Genomic DNA, 16,308 nt, shown 5'->3' with positions numbered 1-16,308 from the left:
GCGCGACTGATTGCACGTTAATGGCACGCCAGATGCCGACAGTGGCCGCCAAATTCTTTACCATCGCACACCCTGCATTCCCACTACCCCTGCACGAGGAGAGACTCCATGACCCAGGTGCTCGATGATCTGGTCGCGCTGCTCAGCCTGGAGCAGATCGAGGAAAACCTGTTCCGTGGCCGCAGCCAGGATCTCGGTTTTCGTCAACTGTTCGGTGGCCAGGTGCTTGGCCAATGCATCTCTGCGGCCAGCCAGACGGTCGAGGAGGCGCGTCATGTGCACTCCATGCACGGTTATTTCCTGCGCCCCGGTGATGCCAGTTTGCCGGTGGTCTATCAGGTCGAGCGCACCCGCGATGGCGGCAGTTTCAGCACCCGTCGTGTGGTGGCGGTGCAGAAGGGCCATCCCATCTTCTTCTGCAGTGCCTCCTTCCAGTACGACGAGGAAGGCTTTCATCACCAGAACCAGATGCCGGATGTGCCCGGCCCCGAGGATCTGAAATCGGAAACCGAACTGGCGCGCATGGTGGCGCCGATGATTCCCGAACGCCTGCGCGAGCGCGCCATCAGCGACAAGCCGATCGAGATTCGTCCGGTGACGCTGATCAACCCCTTCGCCCCGCAGCCCTGCGAGCCGGTCAAGTACGTGTGGTTCCGCGCGGCAGGCGAGTTGCCGGATGACCCGCAACTGCACAAGTACCTGCTGGCCTATGCCAGTGACTTCAACCTGCTGACCACCTCGATGCAGCCGCATGGTGTGTCGGTGTTCCAGAAATTCATGCAGGTGGCCAGCCTCGACCATTCGCTGTGGTTCCATCGTAACTTGCGCATGGACGACTGGCTGCTCTACGCCATGGACAGCCCCTGGGCCGGCAATGCCCGTGGTTTCTCCCGCGCCAGCATCTACAACCGCCAGGGCGAGCTGGTGGCCTCGGCCGCGCAGGAAGGCCTGACCCGCGTGCGCGAGGACTGGAAGTGAATACACTGCGCGAAGCACGTCATTGGGTGTTCGACATGGACGGCACCCTGACCCTGGCCGTGCATGATTTTGTCGCGATCAAGCGTGCCTTGGACATCCCCGAAGAGGACGACATCCTCCATCACCTGGCCGCGCTACCGGCGGATGAGGCCGCCGCCAAGCATGCCTGGCTGCTGGAGCATGAGCGCGAACTGGCCCTGGCCTCGCGTCCGGCGCCGGGTGCCATCGACCTGGTACGCGCCCTGCGCGAGCGCGGCTGTCAGCTCGGCATTCTGACGCGCAATGCTCATCCGCTGGCCCTGCTGACGCTGGAGGCCATCGGCCTGGAGGATTGTTTCGCGATTGATGACATCCTCGGCCGTGACGAGGCGCCGCCCAAACCGCATCCGGGTGGTTTGCTGCACTTGGCCGAGCGCTGGGCGGTCAAACCGCAGACGTTGGTGATGGTCGGCGATTACCGCTTCGATCTGGAGTGCGCCCAGGCTGCCGGGGCGCGCGGCGTGCTGGTCAATCTGCCGGACAATCCCTGGCCGGAGCTGACCGAGTTGCATGCGCGCGATTGTGCGCAACTGTTGGCGGGGTTGGGCTGAGCACGAATATCCTGGCTGCGCTCACTGCCCCGGATTTCATCCGGGCTACTGAACGGTTTCCCCCCTTTTTATCCGCACAAAAAAACGGCCCCGCAAAACTGCGGGGGCGGTGTGTTGGAGCAATCGTCCTTGACGCGGGGTGCGCTTAATCCTGCGAGGCGTTGCCCCCTGTAGCGCTCCAGCCACCCCCCAGCGCCTTGTACAGCTCCACTTCGCTGCTGAGCTGGGCCAGGCGGTCGATGATCAGTTGCTGGCGCACGCTGAACAGCTGGCGTTGGGCGTCGAGCAGGGTCAGGTAGCTGTCGACACCGGTGCGGTAACGGCGCTCGGCCAGTTCATAGTAGGTTTCGGTGGTTTCCAGCAGGGCGCGCTGGGCATCCAGTTGCTGACGATAGGTGGTGCGCGCGGCAAGGCGGTCGGCAACTTCCTGGAAGGCCACCTGGATGGCCTTCTCGTACTCGGCGACGCGGATATCGCTTTGCAGCTCGGCATAGTCGAGGTTGGCGCGCAGACGGCCGGCATTGAAGATCGGCAGGCTGATCTGCGGCTGGAACAGCCAGGTACCAGAGCCGCCGTCGAACAGGCCGGACAACTGGCTGCTGGCGGTGCCGGCATTGGCCGTCAGGCTGATGCTGGGGAAGAACGCCGCACGCGCCGCGCCGATGTTGGCGTTGGCGGCCTTGAGCCGGTACTCGGCATGCAGCAGGTCGGGGCGGCGCTGCAACAGGTCGGCGGGCAGGCCGGCGGGAACCTGTTCCAGCAGATCGGCATTGAGCTTCAGCCCCTGCGGCAGGTCGGCCGGCAGACCGGTGCCGAGCAGTTGGATCAGGGCGTTGCGATCCTGGGCGACCAGGCGCTGGTACTGCGCCAGGCTGACGCGCGCGCTGTCCACCGAGCTGCGTGCCTGACTCAGGGCCAGGGCATCGGCGACGCCGACGTCGAAGCTGCGCTGGGTCAGCTGATAGCTTTCCTCGAAGGTTTTCAGGGTGTCCTGGGTCAGCTGCAGCAGGGCCAGATCGGCCTGCCATTGCAGGTAGGCGCTGGCCACGCTGGCGACCAGGCTGATCTGCGTGCTGCGCGCGGCCTGTTCGGTAGCCAGGTACTCCTGCAACGCCTGCTCGCTGAGGCTGCGAATGCGGCCGAAGAAGTCCAGCTCCCAGGCGTTGACGCCCAGGGTGGCGCTGTACTGGCCGCTGGTACGGGCTTCGCCGGTCTGGCTCAGATCACCGGGCATGCGCTGGCGGCTGCCGCTGCCGTCGGCGGCCACCGAGGGCAGCAGATCGGCGCGCTGGATGCGGTACAGCGCGCGGTAGGCTTCGACGTTCAGCGCGGCGACGCGCAGGTCGCGGTTGTTTTCCAGCGCCACCTGCACCAGTTGCTGCAGCGCCGGGTCGCGGAAGAACTCGCGCCATTGCAGGTCAGCCGCAGCGCGGCTGCCTTCCGTGGCGGCGCTGCCATAGGCCTCGCCCTGCGGCCAGTCAGCCGCCACGGGCGCATCCGGGCGCTGATAGTCAGGGATCAGGCTGCAGCCGCTGAGCAGAGCGGCGGCCACGGCCAGGGACAACAGGGACTGCCTCATTGCAGTGCCTCCTTCTCGTTTTCACGGGCCGGCTCGGGGCGCTTTTTCTCGAACAGCGAGCAGACCACGACGTAGAACAGCGGAATCCAGAAGATCGCCAGGATCATCGCGCTGAGCATGCCGCCGATCACTCCGGTGCCGATGGCGTGCTTGCTGCCGGCGCCGGCACCCGTGGCGATGGCCAGCGGCAGGCAGCCGAGGATGAAGGCCAGCGAGGTCATGATGATCGGCCGCAGGCGCATACGACAGGCTTCGATGGCAGCCTCGGCGAGGCTCATGCCCTGTTCGTACTGCGCCTTGGCGAACTCGACGATCAGAATCGCGTTACGCGCCGACAACCCGATGGTGGTGAGCAGGCCGACCTTGAAGAACACGTCGTTGGACAGCCCGCGCAGCTCGGTGAAGGCCAGCGCGCCGATGATCCCCAGCGGCACCACCAGCATCACCGAGAACGGGATCGACCAGCTCTCGTACAGCGCTGCCAGGCAGAGGAACACGACGATGGCCGAGATCACGAACAATGCCGTGGTCTGCGAGCCGGCCAGGCGCTCTTCGTAGGACAGACCGGTCCAGGAGTAGCCGACGCCCTGCGGCAGTTGCGAGGCGATTTCCTCGACGGCGGCCATGGCATCACCGGTGCTATAGCCGGGCGCCGGCGCACCGAGGATTTCCACCGCCGAGACGCCGTTATAGCGCGCCAGCTTCGGCGGGCCGTAAGTCCACTCGCCACTGGCGAAGGCGCTGAACGGCACCATGCGGCCCTGGTCGTTGCGCACGTACCACTTGTTCAGGTCTTCCGGGCTCATGCGCGATTCGGCCGTACCTTGCAGGTAGACCTTCTTCACCCGGCCACGGTCGATGAAGTCGTTGACGTAGCTGGCGCCCCAGGCAATCGACAGGGTGCTGTTGATGTCCGCCAGCGACAGGCCGAGGGCACGGGCGCGTTCGTCATCGATCAGCAGTTGGTACTGCGCTTCGTCACGCAGGCCGTTGGCGCGCACGCTGTCGAGCACCGGGTGCTGGTTGGCCAGTTGCAGGAACTTGTCGCGTGCCTCGTTCATCACCTCATGGCCAACGCCTGCCTGATCCTGCAGGAAGAAGTTGAAGCCGGTGGCGTTACCCATCTCCATCACCGCCGGCGGAGCAAAGGCGAATACCAGGGCATCGCGGAAGCTGAAGAAGTGCATCTGCGCCCGTTGCGCCAGTGCGGCGACGCCATTTTCCTCACCCGGGCGCTCGCCCCAGGGCTTGAGCATGATGAAGGCCATACCGGAGCTTTGACCACGACCGGCGAAGTTGAAGCCGGTGACGGTGAACACAGATTGAACCGTACTGGCTTCCTCTTCCAGTAGGTACTGGCGCATCTCGTCGACCACCACCTGGGTGCGCTCGGCACTGGAGCCGGCCGGCGTCTGCACCTGGGCGAACAGCACGCCCTGGTCTTCCTCGGGGAGGAAGGCGGTGGGGATGCGGCTGAACATCCAGGCCATGATGATGACAATCACCAGGTACAGCAGCAGGTAGGGCGTCTTGCGCTTGAGCATGCCCGCCACGCCGCGCTGGTAGGCGTTGCTGCCGCGGTCGAAGGTGCGGTTGAACCAGCCGAAGAAACCGCGCTTGGCTTCGTGGTGGTCGCTGTCGATGGGTTTGAGCAGGGTGGCGCACAGCGCCGGCGTGAAGATCAGTGCCACCAGCACCGACAGGGCCATGGCCGAGACGATGGTGATGGAGAATTGCCGGTAGATGACCCCCGTGGAGCCGCCGAAGAAGGCCATCGGCAGGAACACCGCCGACAGCACCAGGCCGATACCCACCAGCGCGCCCTGAATCTGCCCCATGGATTTCTTGGTCGCTTCCTTGGGTGACAGGCCTTCCTCGCGCATCACCCGCTCGACGTTCTCCACCACCACGATGGCGTCGTCCACCAGCAGGCCGATGGCCAACACCATGGCGAACATGGTCAGGGTATTGATGGAGAAGCCGAACGCGGCGAGCACCCCGAATGTGCCGAGCAGCACCACCGGCACCGCCATGGTCGGGATGATGGTGGCGCGCAGGTTCTGCAGGAACAGGAACATCACCAGGAACACCAGCACGATGGCCTCGAACAGGGTGTGCACCACCCCTTCGATGGAGGCCGAGATCACCGGCGTGGTGTCGTAGGGGAAGACCACTTCCATGCCCGGCGGGAAGAACGGCTCGAGATTGGAAATGGTTTCACGCACCGCCTTGGCGGTGTCCAGCGCGTTGGCACCCGTGGCCAGACGAATGGCCAGGCCGGAAGCCGGCAGGCCGTTGAACTGCGCGTTGATGGCGTAGTTCTCGCCGCCCAGTTCGACCTTGGCGATATCCCCCAGGCGTACCTGCGAGCCGTCGGCCTGCACCTTGAGCAGGATCTTGCGGAACTCTTCCGGGCTCTGCAGGCGGGTCTTGCCGATGATGGTGGCGTTGAGCTGGTTGCCCGGCGCCGCAGGCAGGCCGCCGAACTGACCGGAGGAAATCTGCACGTTCTGCGCCTGGATGGCGCTGCGCACATCGACCGGGGTCAGCTGGAAGCTGTTGAGCTTGGCCGGGTCGAGCCAGATGCGCATGGCGTACTGCGCACCGAACACCTGGAAGTCGCCGACGCCCTTGGTCCGTGAAATCGGGTCTTGCAGGTTGGAGACGATGTAGTCGGACAAGTCCTCACGGGTCATGCTGCCGTCTTTCGACACCACGCCGATGACCATGAGGAAGTTACGCACCGACTTGGTTACGCGGATGCCCTGTTGCTGGACTTCCTGCGGCAGCAGCGGGGTCGCCAGTTGCAGCTTGTTCTGCACCTGAACCTGGGCGATATCCGGGTTCACCCCCTGCTCGAAGGTAACGATGATCTCCATGCTGCCGTCGGAGTTGCTCGACGAGCTGACATAGCGCAGGCCGTCGATACCGTTGAGCTGCTGCTCGATCACCTGCACCACGGTGTCCTGCACCGTCTGCGCCGAGGCGCCCGGATACGACACCTGGATGGACACAGCGGGCGGCGCGATGCTCGGGTACTGGTTGATCGGCAATTTGAGGATGGACAGGCCGCCGGCCAGCATGATCACCAGGGCGATCACCCAGGCGAAGATCGGCCGGTCGATAAAGAATCTGGACATTCAGTGTTTCTCCGTTAGTCCTGGCCGTTGGCTGGTTCGGCGTCTTGGGCAGGCTGTTCGGTCTTGACGTTGCTGGCCGGCACGGCCTTGACCTCGGCACCCGGCTGGACGAACTGCAGGCCTTCGGTGATCAGGCGGTCGCCGTCCTTCAGGCCATCCTCGACCAGCCAGGCATTGCCGGCGGTGCGGTCGGCCTTGAGTACACGCTGCTCCACCTTGTTTTCGGCATTGACCACCATCGCCGTCGGCTCACCACGCTGGTTGCGGGTCACACCTTGCTGCGGGGCGAGGATGGCGTTTTCCTTGACCCCGGACAGCAGTTCGGCGTGCACGAACATGCCCGGCAGCAGCAGGTGATCAGGGTTGGGGAATACCGCGCGCAGGGTCACCGAACCGGTGCTTTCGTCCACCGCGACCTCGGAGAACTCCAGCGTGCCTTCATGCGCGTAGCGGCTGCCGTCCTCCAGCTTCAGCGCGACCTTGGCGGCGCTGTCGCTGGCCTTCTGCAAACGTCCTTCGGCCAGGTCGCGGCGCAGGCGCAGCAGTTCCTTGCTCGACTGGGTGACATCGACGTAGATCGGGTCGAGCTGCTGAATGGTGGCCATGGCGCTCGCCTGGCCGTTGCTCACCAGCGCACCTTCGGTCACGGCGGAACGGCCGATACGGCCGCTGATCGGCGCCATCACTCTGGTGTAGCGCAGATCGATACGCGCCTGCTCCAGGGCGGCATCGGCCTGCAGGCTGGCCGCGCGGGCCTCGTCGTAGGCCTGCTGGCTGACGGCCTTGTCATTGACCAGCAGCTTGTAGCGATCAGCCAGTGACTTGGCGGACAACTGCGTGGCCTGGGCGCTCTTGTAGGCAGCCTCGTAGGTGGCCGGGTCGATCTGATACAGCTGCTGCCCCGCCTTGACCTCGCTGCCCTCGGTAAACAGGCGCTTCTGGATGATGCCATTGACCTGTGGGCGCACCTCGGCAATGCGATAGGCGCTGGTACGGCCTGGCACTTCGCTGGTCAGGGCATAGGGTTGCGCCTGCAGCGTGACCACACCAACCTCGGGGGTTGGCTGGGCCTGCGGGGTACTGTCTTCCTGGCAGCCGGTGAGCGTGAGCATTGCCACGGCGATGGCGGAAACCAAGGCGGCAAAGGCTGGTTTCTTGTGCATCTGAGAGAACCTCGTTTATCGGATACGCGGCCCGGGCGGGCGAAGGGATGGGAATTGAGAACCAATGACGCAGAATATACTTACATGCGTGAATGTTTGTAAATGCCTGGGACTGTCTGCATACTTCTGACCGCTTCTACTGAAGAAGCGTTTCAGGCAATGCGACAGTGGGTTAGGTAATGGCTAGACGAACCAAGGCAGAGGCGCAAGCAACGCGGGCGCTGATACTCGATGCCGCCGAGCAGGTGTTCCATGCTCAGGGGGTCTCGCATGCGTCTCTGGCCGAAGTGGCGAAAGCCGCTGGCGTCAGCCGTGGCGCCATCTACTGGCATTTCGAGAACAAGATCGATCTGTTCCAGGCCATGCTCGAGCGTCTGCGTTTACCGCTCGAGGAGTTGGCCCGCGCCAGCGAGAGCGAGGATGAGCCGGACCCGCTGGGCTGCATGCGTGAGCTGCTGATCAAGGCGCTGACGCGCCTGGCCTGTGACCCGCAGACATGCCGTCTGCATGACATCCTGCGTTACAAATGCGAATACACCGGTGAGCTCGTCGGGCTGCGCGAACGCATGCAGGCGCTCAGTCTGGAGTGCGACCAGCGCATCGCCAAGGCGCTGAGCAACGCCGTCAACAAGGGCCAGTTACCGAGTGATCTAGATTGCCAGCGTGCTGCCGTTTGCCTGCATGCCTATATGGAGGGTATCGAAGCCAACTGGTTGCTGGTGCCCAACTTCGATCTGGAGCAGCAGGCCCCAGCGCTGGTCGATACCATGCTGGACATGCTGCGCAGCCCGGCGCTGCGTTTGACGAGCAGTTAGGCCGGTTCGCGTTTTCAGTGCAGCCTGCGGCGTTGCCGCAACTCAGCTTGCCCGCCGCTGCGTGGGCCAGTCAGGCAGCACGTGCGGCGCGCGCAAACGGGCTTGCAGCGTGGCGACGAACTGGCGCGCCTCTGCTTCGCTGCGAAAGCTGATGCAATGCTGATCCAGGCGAACCTGCCACACGCGCTCACCGCCGCGATCACGGGACTGGATGAGAACTTTCATGTGAACCACCTCCTGAAGCTGCGACGAGTCGCGGGGCTTGTTGGGGACAGTCAGAATAGTCCGCCTGCATGACCTTTTGCTGACCTGGATCAAACGCCCATCCGCACCTCGTGCGCGGTGCGACCGGCGGTATCACCAGGAGCGATACCCTGGGACTTCAGCTCGGTACATCGGTTTGCGGGTCGCTGCCTCTGTCGCGCCTCAAGCCTGCAAAGCCCTGCTAGACTCTCGCAGGCAACGCCTGCGGCAATGCACCGCAGTGTCGCGCCCTCATCCTCTGTTTAGAGTCGCGCCTCATGAAACTGGCCCGCAAAGAACGCTCGCTGACCGCCTGGTTGCTGTATTTCAGCATCCTGTTCGGTGCGTTCGCCTGCGCAATCAGTCACGGCCAGATGGCCGGCATGCAGCTCAGCGGCCTGGACAGCCAGTATTGCTCGTTCGATGGCAACTTCGGTGCCGGTGCCAACCTCGACGGTTCCGGTATCGTCGCCCCTGACCCGGCCACCGGCTCCAACTGCGCCCTGGCCAGCCTGTTCAGCGCCATCATCCTCGCGGCGTTCTTCGGCCTGCTGGGTTTGCTCGCTGCCGAGCGCGTGCGTGCGCTGCCAGCCCTGTATATCCCGCGTCTTGCCCGCTATCGCTGGCCCCCCGCCAACCCTCGCGCTTCTCCGTTTTTCGCCTGATCCGTCCGCCCGTTTGGGCGTCCCTATCATGCGTATGCCTCGCCGCACGTTCACGCCTGCGGCTGGTTGGAGAAAGCTTCATGGCGTCTTCCCCCAATAACGTCGCACCGGCTCGTGAGCGTGCGGCACCGTCGTTCTACAACCTGGCCTGGCGCTGGCACTTCTATGCCGGGCTGTTCGTCATCCCGTTCATGATCCTGCTGTCGGTCACCGGGATGATCTACCTGTTCAAACCGCAGCTCGATGCGTGGATGTACGCCGACCTGATGCAGGTGCCGGTCGCTGAGCAGCGTCTGAGCGCCGATCAGCAACTGGCCATCGTTCGCGAGGCCTACCCGCAGGCCGCTGTCAGCAAATACCTGCCGCCTGCCGCGCAGGATCGCAGCGCGCAGTTCGTGATCAGTCAGGACGGCCGCGAGCTGAACCTGTTCATCGATCCTTACAGCGGCAGCCTTCTCGGCACTCAGGATGCGCTGTGGAACCTGCAGGCGGCCGAGCGCAAGCTGCATGGCGATCTGCTGATCGGCACCGTCGGTGACCGCCTGATCGAGCTGGCCGCGGGCTGGGGCATCGTGCTGGTGGTGTCCGGCCTGTACCTGTGGTGGCCGCGCGGCAGCAGCGGGGCGGGTGTGCTGTGGCCGCGCCTGAGCGCGCGCGGGCGTCTGTGGTGGCGCGACCTGCATGCGGTGACCGGCTTCTGGGGCAGTGCGCTGCTGTTGTTCATGCTGCTTACCGGCATGACCTGGACGGGCTACTGGGGTGCGCAGTTCGCCGGCGCCTGGAACCACTTTCCCGCCGCCATGTGGGATGACGTGCCCACGTCCGGGCAACTGACTGGCAGCCTCAACAGCAGCAGCCAGCAGACCGTGGCCTGGGCGGTGGAGGTCACGCCGCTGCCAGCGTCCGACCCGCATGCGGCGCACCTGGGGCATGCCGGGCACAGCGCCCCGGCAAGCTCCACCAGCCTGCTGCAGCATGTCGTCGACACGGCGGCTGAGCGTGGCGTGCAGCCGGGCTACAGCATCAGCCTGCCCAAGGGCGAGCAGGGCGTGTACACCGTCGCGCTCTTCGCCGATGACCCGCGCAACGACGCCATGCTGCACTTCGACCAATACAGCGGTGCGGTACTCGCCGACGTGCGCTGGCAGGACTACGGACTGGTGGCGAAAACCGTGGAAACCGGGGTGATGCTGCACGAAGGCAAACTGTTCGGCCTGGCCAACCAACTGCTGATGGTGGCGGTGTGCCTGCTGATCATCTTCAGCTCGGTCAGCGGCCTAGTGCTGTGGTGGAAACGCCGCCCGGCCGGGCGCTTCGGCGTGCCGCCGCTGCGTCACGACCTGCCGCGCTGGAAGAGCGCCATCGCCGTGATGATCGCGCTCGGCATCATTTTTCCGCTGGTCGGCGCTTCGCTGCTGCTGGTTTGGGCGCTGGATCGTTCGTTGTATTGGCTGCCCGGAACCCGGCTTGCCAACTGAAGACGTGCCATGCTTTTTGACAATACCAACCCGGAGACCATCCCTATGACCCTGAAGAAAACGCTGCTTGGCCTGACCCTGCTGCTGCCGGCACTGCTGGCCCAGGCGCATGAATACGAAGTCGGCCAACTGCATATCGACCATCCCTGGTCACGCGAAATGCCGCCGGTAGCGCCGACCGCTGCCGCCTACTTCGTCATTCACAACAAGGGCAGCGCGGCCGACCGCCTTGTTGCCGTCAGCACGCCGGTGGCCGGCAAGGCCGAGCTGCATGAGCACGTGCACGCCGATGGCGTGATGAAGATGCAGCAGGTGCAGGACGTGGCCATCCCCGCCGGTGGTGAAGTGAAGTTCGAACCCATGGGCTATCACGTCATGCTGTTCGAGCTGAAGCAGCAGGCCAGGGACGGTGAACGCTTCCCGCTGACCCTGACCTTCGAGAAGGCCGGCAGCGTCGACGTCGAGGTGGCGGTGCAGAAGGACGCACCGGCAGGCCATGATCATGGCGCTGTTCACGATCACGGCAAGCATCAGCACTGATGACCTTCACGGCACGCAGGCGCACTTTTGCTGCCCGGCTCGGGCTGCTGGCGTTCGTCCTTATTGTGTTGGCGCCACTGGCGTCGCAATTGCGTGCCGAAGCGCCTGACTGGCGCTGGCTGAGCGAGCTGGCGTGCCACGACGGCAGTGACCCGGCGCCACTTGCCAGCGATGACGGCAGGCCGCTGCTGCAGGTGGATGCCTGCGGCTACTGCTCGTTGTTTTCCCATTGTCCGGCCCTGGCCGATAGCCGCGGGGCACTGGTCGGGCGCCTGCCCGCTGCTCGGGACACAGGCGCCGTGTTGCCGCTTGCATCACCGTCCAGGCCTCACTTCCCCCGTGCGCTGTCACGTGCCCCACCCATGCCGACCTGATTACTCACTCAGCGAGGGCTAACCGGCCCTTATCGCCAATCGACTTTTCAGGTATCTGCATGTCCGTTTCCTTCGTTCCGGGCCGTGCTTTTCTGCGCGCTCGTTTTCCCCTCTCCGCTCTGACTGTGGCCTGTGGTTTTTGTACCGTTACGCCGCTGCATGCCGAGGAGCCTGTCCACGAACTGCCGCCCACGGTGATCACGGCAATCCAGCAACGCTCGCCGCTGACCGTGGTGGCCGATCCCAAGGAGCCACGCCAGCCGGTGCCGGCCAGCGATGCGGCGGATTATCTGAAGACCATTCCCGGTTTCTCGGCGATCCGCAGTGGCGGCAGCAACAGTGATCCGGTGCTGCGCGGGCTGTTCGGCTCACGCTTGCTGCTGCTCACCGATGGCGGGCAGATGCTCGGCGCCTGCCCCGGGCGGATGGACGCACCCAGCTCCTATATCGCGCCGGAAACCTTCGATCTGTTGACCGTGACCAAGGGCCCGCAGACGGTGATCTGGGGCCCCGGCGCTTCGGCGGGTGTGGTGCGTTTCGAGCGTGAGCCGGAGCGTTTCGGCGAGCTCGGCGCGCGCCTGCATGCCAGCGTGCTGGCCGGCTCCAATGGTCGCTTCGACCGCTTGATCGATGGCGCCGTCGGCGGCGAGCAGGGCTACCTGCGGCTGATGGCCAACCGTTCGCAGTCGGACGACTACGCCAACGGTGACGGCGACACCATCGCCTCGCGCTGGAACAAGTGGAATACCGACGTGGCCCTGGGCTGGACGCCGGATGCCGACACCCTGATCGAACTCAGTGCCGGCCGTGGCGACGGCGAAGCGCGCTACGGTGGCCGTGGCATGGACGGCACTCAGTTCCAGCGCGAAAGCCTCGGTCTGCGCATCGAGCGCAGCAACCTCGGTGGCGTACTGGATAAGCTCGAGGCCAAGGTCTATTACAACTACGCCGATCACATCATGGATAACTTCCGCCTGCGCGTGCCGAACCCGGGCAGCATGATGGCCATGCCCATGGCCTCGCAGGTCGACCGCCGCACCCTGGGGGCAAGACTGGCTGCGACCTGGCAGTGGCACGACGTCGAGCTGATCACCGGCATCGATGCACAGCGCAGCGAACACCGTGCACGGCGTTCGACCTACAGCATGATGACGGGCTACACCGACGCCGACCGTTTCCCCTGGGTGAAAGACGCCGTGATGCACAACTACGGCGCTTTTGCCGAGGCCACCTGGCGCCTGGCCGAGCGTGAGCGGCTGATCGCCGGCACACGCCTGGATCGCGCCTCGGCCAGGGATTACCGGCAGAGCTTTCGCAGCATGATGGGCATGACCCGGCCCAACCCGACGGCGGGCGAAACGCGCGCCGAGACTCTGCCCAGCGGTTTCGTGCGCTACGAGCACGACCTGTCCGGCTCGCCGACCACCCTTTATGCCGGCCTCGGCCACGTGCAGCGCTTCCCCGATTACTGGGAGTTGTTTTCCGCCGGGCTGAACGGCCCAGCCGGTTCGCGCAATGCCTTCGACGGTATCGCGCCGGAGAAGACCACCCAGCTCGATATCGGCATCCAGTACCAGGACGACAGGCTGCAGGCCTGGGCCTCGGCTTATGCCGGGCAGATCCGCGACTACATCCTGTTCGACTACCGTGGCATGAGCACTCAGGCCGACAACATCGACGCGCGCATCATGGGGGGCGAGCTGGGCGTGGCCTACGCCTTCGACGCTAACTGGAAGGCCGACGCGACCCTGGCCTACGCCTGGGGCAAGAACAGCAGTGACGGTGAAGCGCTGCCGCAGATGCCGCCGCTGGAAGCACGCCTAGGTCTGACCTATGCGCGCGACGACTGGAGCTTCGGCGCCCTGTGGCGTGTGGTCGACGGCCAGGGGCGCATCGCCGAAGGGCGCGGCAACGTGGTGGGGCAGGACTTCGCCGACAGTGCCGGCTTCGGCGTGCTCTCGCTCAACGCTGCCTATCGCGTCAGCCAGCAGGTCAAGCTCAGCGCCGGTGTGGATAACCTGCTCGACAAGCGTTACGCCGAGCACCTCAACCTGGCCGGCGATGCGGGCTTCGGCTTCCCGGCCGACACCCGTATCGACGAGCCGGGTCGCACCCTCTGGGCCAAGGTCGATTTCGACTTCTGAGGCTTCAGTGCCGTTGCTCCCCTCTGCCATTCATGGGAGCGGGGCTGAGGGGAGAGGGGGCTCTGCCGAACGCCCCGGATTGCATCCGGGGTACGATTTTTTGCGTGCTAATACGGCCTTAAGGTTGTGGCGCGAAAGTAGTCCCCGCAGACCCACTTTCCCCTGCATCCAAGAGGACTTCATCATGCGCAAACTGCTTCTGCTGTCTCTGGCTCTGGCCAGCCCGCTGACCTTCGCCGCGACCGAATGCACCACCGCCGACAAGGCGCAGTGGCAGGATCAGGACACCTTCCAGGCCGACCTCAAGGCTCAGGGCTACCAGATCAAGAAGTTCAAGGTCACGGGTGGCAACTGCTACGAAATCTACGGTTTTGACAAGGACGGCAAGAAGGTCGAGATCTACTTCGATCCGGTCAGCGGTAAGCCGGTCAAGAGCAACGTAGAAGGCTGATGAGCACTTCGACCGTACGCCTGTGGGACCCAGTGGTGCGCGTGTTCCACTGGTCCCTGGCCGGCGCTTTCCTGGCCAACTACTTCTTCACCGAAGAAGGTGAGAACTGGCATCGCTGGCTCGGTTACTACGCCGTAGCCTGGCTGGCGATCCGCCTGGTATGGGGCTTCGTCGGTACACCCGCGGCGCGCTGGGGCGATTTCTGGCCCACACCGGCTCGCCTTGGCGCGCACCTGCGCGCATTGATTGCCGGGCAACCCTACCACCGCCTGGGGCACTCGCCACTGGGCGCGCTGGTGATGATCCTGATGATGACGCTGATGCTTGGCCTCGGCGTAACCGGCTTTCTGATGGAGGAGGTCGATTATTTCTGGGGCGCAGATCTGCCGCTGAACATCCACGAATTCTGTGCCAATGCGCTGATGGCGCTGGTCGGCCTGCATATTGCCGCCGCGCTGCTGGAAAGCTACCGGCTGCGCGAGAACCTGCCGCTGTCGATGGTCACCGGCAAACGCCGCAAGCTGCCTGAGCACTGAGCGCGTCGCTGACTCGGTTACCGTCGCCTGAGCGATAACTGGCGCCGCCTCACCCGCGCCGTCCCAATCCATGCTGCGCCAGCTTGGCATAGAGCCCGGCGCGGGAAATGCCCAGGCGTTCGGCAGCCAACTGGCGGTTGCCGTTGCAGGCCGCCAATGCTGCCTGCAGCGCCTGGCGTTCGGCCTGCGCCAACTGTTCGGCCAGCGTCTGCGCCGTGTTCGTTGCCACTGGCAGCGTGGGCGTCGGCGTACTCGGCGCCACCGGATCGACCAGCAGCGTGCGCACGGCTTCGCCACTCAGGTGTCCATCGACGGCCAGTTGTGCCCGCTCCAACAGGTTGCGCAGTTCGCGCACGTTGCCCTTCCACGGCTGGGCGCAGAGCAGGGCCAGGGCGTCGTCGCTCAGCTCAAGGGGCGCCAGGCCGGAACGATTGGCCAGGTCGTCCAGCAGGTGTTCGATCAGTGCGGGAATGTCGCTGGCGCGTTCACGTAAAGGCGGCACGCGCAGGGCCAGCACGTTGAGGCGGTAGTAGAGATCGTCGCGGAACTGTCCAGCGGCCACCTTGGCTTCCAGGTCGATATGGGTGGCGGCGATCACCCGCACATTGAGCGGCTTGACTTGATTGGAGCCGAGCGGCTCCACCTCCTGCTCCTGCAACACCCGCAGCAGCTTGGCCTGCAGCGGCAGCGGCAGGTCGCCGATTTCATCGAGAAACAGCGTGCCGCGGTTGGCCACCTCGAACTTGCCGATGCGCCCTTTACGCTCGGCGCCGGTAAAGGCGCCCGGTGAGGTGCCAAACAGCTCGGCCTCCACCAGGGTTTCCGGAATCGCCGCAACGTTGACCGCGACGAACGGTCCGTTGGCCCGTGGCGACAGATTATGAATGCCTTGCGCCAGCAGCTCCTTGCCGGTGCCGGTCTCGCCGCGAATCAGCACCGTGGCGTCGAGCTGTGCAGCGCGGCGGGCTTGGCGCTTGACCTCGCTGGCCGCCGTGCTGGCGCCGATGAAGCCGGCAATGGTGTAGCGTGCCCGGCGTGCCTTGGCCAGCTCGTGCTGGGTGGCGAGCAGCTGTGTCTGCAGGTTGTTGTACTTGGCCATCAGCGGCTTTAGGTGACGGGCGCGGTCGAACAAGACGAAACCCAGCGCACCGACCAGCGTGCCATCCTCGTCGCGCAGCGGGATGCGGGTCACCACGAAATGCTCGCTGCCGAAGGCCATCAGGTCGAGCATGCTCGGCTGGCCGCTTTCCACCACCTCACGCAGGCGGCTGGCCGGCAGCACGTCTTCGATTGCCTTGCCCAGCGCCGTGCGCGGGTCAGCAATGCCGACCTTCTGCGCGTACTTGTCGTTGATCCAGACGATACGCGCCTGACGATTGACCGCGATGGTGCCCTCGCACTGCGCATCGAGGTGATCGAACAGCAGCGGCATGGCCACCGCCCGGAAGCGCTCGGGCGACACGCCGATGATCAGGCCATGCTGGTCGAGGTCGTCGCGGGAAATGGCCATGGGCGAGTGTCCGAAGTCAGAGTCCGTGATTATGGGCAGCGCCGCTCCACGCGGGCAACGGCAAGCCGCTATTGATCACCTGCATATCAGGCTACAGGGTGT

At 64.8% G+C, this 16,308-nt stretch carries 15 protein-coding genes; 10 read left to right on the top strand and 5 right to left on the bottom strand.

Annotated features, from left to right (window positions below; all coding sequences use genetic code 11):
• The first annotated feature begins 108 nt into the window (after nucleotides 1-108).
• Together tesB and J7655_RS19115 are read left to right on the top strand one after the other, a co-directional pair.
• Complete coding sequence (gene tesB / locus J7655_RS19120) at nucleotides 109-978, top strand: acyl-CoA thioesterase II (protein WP_230925757.1); 870 nt, start codon at nucleotides 109-111, stop codon at nucleotides 976-978.
• Entirely contained in the window at nucleotides 975-1,568 is a 594-nt protein-coding gene (locus tag J7655_RS19115; RefSeq protein ID WP_147811151.1) for an HAD family hydrolase, read from the top strand. Before tesB ends, J7655_RS19115 begins: the two co-directional genes overlap by 4 nt.
• Nucleotides 1,569-1,713: 145 nt before the next feature.
• On the opposite strand, the gene adeC is transcribed toward J7655_RS19115, so the two are convergent.
• Genes adeC through J7655_RS19100 form a run of 3 tightly spaced genes read right to left on the bottom strand, consistent with a single transcriptional unit; the run spans nucleotide 1,714 to nucleotide 7,450 of the window.
• A complete protein-coding gene (gene adeC / locus J7655_RS19110) occupies nucleotides 1,714-3,147 on the bottom strand; it encodes an AdeC/AdeK/OprM family multidrug efflux complex outer membrane factor (protein WP_230925756.1) in 1,434 nt (477 codons plus the stop codon).
• A complete protein-coding gene (locus J7655_RS19105; RefSeq protein WP_230925755.1) occupies nucleotides 3,144-6,287 on the bottom strand; it encodes an efflux RND transporter permease subunit in 3,144 nt (1,047 codons plus the stop codon). The genes adeC and J7655_RS19105 overlap by 4 nt, the downstream gene beginning before the upstream one ends.
• A gap of 14 nt (nucleotides 6,288-6,301) precedes the next feature.
• Nucleotides 6,302-7,450, bottom strand: a complete 1,149-nt coding sequence (locus J7655_RS19100; protein WP_230925754.1) for an efflux RND transporter periplasmic adaptor subunit — start codon at nucleotides 7,448-7,450, stop codon at nucleotides 6,302-6,304.
• Nucleotides 7,451-7,629: 179 nt separating this feature from the next.
• Between J7655_RS19100 and J7655_RS19095 the strand changes: the two genes are divergently transcribed.
• Complete coding sequence (locus J7655_RS19095) at nucleotides 7,630-8,265, top strand: TetR family transcriptional regulator (protein WP_230925753.1); 636 nt, start codon at nucleotides 7,630-7,632, stop codon at nucleotides 8,263-8,265.
• 42 nt (nucleotides 8,266-8,307) lie between these two features.
• Here J7655_RS19095 and J7655_RS19090 read toward each other — a convergent pair whose 3' ends face one another.
• A complete protein-coding gene (locus J7655_RS19090; RefSeq protein ID WP_230925752.1) occupies nucleotides 8,308-8,490 on the bottom strand; it encodes a hypothetical protein in 183 nt (60 codons plus the stop codon).
• A gap of 296 nt (nucleotides 8,491-8,786) precedes the next feature.
• On the opposite strand from J7655_RS19090, the gene J7655_RS19085 reads away from it, so the two are divergent.
• From J7655_RS19085 to J7655_RS19055, 7 genes are all read left to right on the top strand, one after another.
• On the top strand, nucleotides 8,787-9,173 hold the full coding sequence (locus tag J7655_RS19085; RefSeq protein WP_230925751.1) for a DUF2946 domain-containing protein: 387 nt from the start codon (nucleotides 8,787-8,789) through the stop codon (nucleotides 9,171-9,173).
• Nucleotides 9,174-9,253: 80 nt separating this feature from the next.
• Nucleotides 9,254-10,651 carry a PepSY-associated TM helix domain-containing protein gene (locus J7655_RS19080; RefSeq protein WP_230925750.1) on the top strand — a complete coding sequence of 466 codons (1,398 nt, stop codon included), beginning with the start codon at nucleotides 9,254-9,256 and terminating at the stop codon, nucleotides 10,649-10,651.
• Between the two features lie 45 nt (nucleotides 10,652-10,696).
• Nucleotides 10,697-11,191 carry a copper chaperone PCu(A)C gene (locus J7655_RS19075; RefSeq protein WP_230927757.1) on the top strand — a complete coding sequence of 165 codons (495 nt, stop codon included), beginning with the start codon at nucleotides 10,697-10,699 and terminating at the stop codon, nucleotides 11,189-11,191.
• Nucleotides 11,191-11,565: a DUF2946 domain-containing protein gene (locus J7655_RS19070; protein WP_230925749.1), complete on the top strand. Its 375-nt coding sequence runs from the start codon at nucleotides 11,191-11,193 to the stop codon at nucleotides 11,563-11,565. Before J7655_RS19075 ends, J7655_RS19070 begins: the two co-directional genes overlap by 1 nt.
• 59 nt (nucleotides 11,566-11,624) lie before the next feature.
• Nucleotides 11,625-13,709, top strand: coding sequence for a TonB-dependent copper receptor (locus J7655_RS19065; RefSeq protein WP_230925748.1), 2,085 nt, complete (start codon nucleotides 11,625-11,627; stop codon nucleotides 13,707-13,709).
• 184 nt (nucleotides 13,710-13,893) lie between these two features.
• Nucleotides 13,894-14,160: a PepSY domain-containing protein gene (locus J7655_RS19060; protein ID WP_147811145.1), complete on the top strand. Its 267-nt coding sequence runs from the start codon at nucleotides 13,894-13,896 to the stop codon at nucleotides 14,158-14,160.
• The gene (locus J7655_RS19055; protein ID WP_230925747.1) at nucleotides 14,160-14,696 is read left to right on the top strand and encodes a cytochrome b/b6 domain-containing protein; all 537 of its coding nucleotides are present in this window, start codon (nucleotides 14,160-14,162) and stop codon (nucleotides 14,694-14,696) included. The genes J7655_RS19060 and J7655_RS19055 overlap by 1 nt, the downstream gene beginning before the upstream one ends.
• A 49-nt stretch (nucleotides 14,697-14,745) precedes the next feature.
• Here the strand turns inward: J7655_RS19055 and J7655_RS19050 are convergent, their stop codons facing one another.
• The gene (locus tag J7655_RS19050) at nucleotides 14,746-16,206 is read right to left on the bottom strand and encodes a sigma-54 interaction domain-containing protein (protein ID WP_230925746.1); all 1,461 of its coding nucleotides are present in this window, start codon (nucleotides 16,204-16,206) and stop codon (nucleotides 14,746-14,748) included.
• Between the last annotated feature and the right edge of the window lie 102 nt (nucleotides 16,207-16,308).

This window comes from Pseudomonas wenzhouensis (assembly GCF_021029445.1).
Classification (GTDB): Bacteria; Pseudomonadota; Gammaproteobacteria; order Pseudomonadales; family Pseudomonadaceae; genus Aquipseudomonas; species Aquipseudomonas wenzhouensis.
Note: the sequence above shows the minus strand (reverse complement) of the source record. Positions and strands in the feature narration are given on the sequence as shown.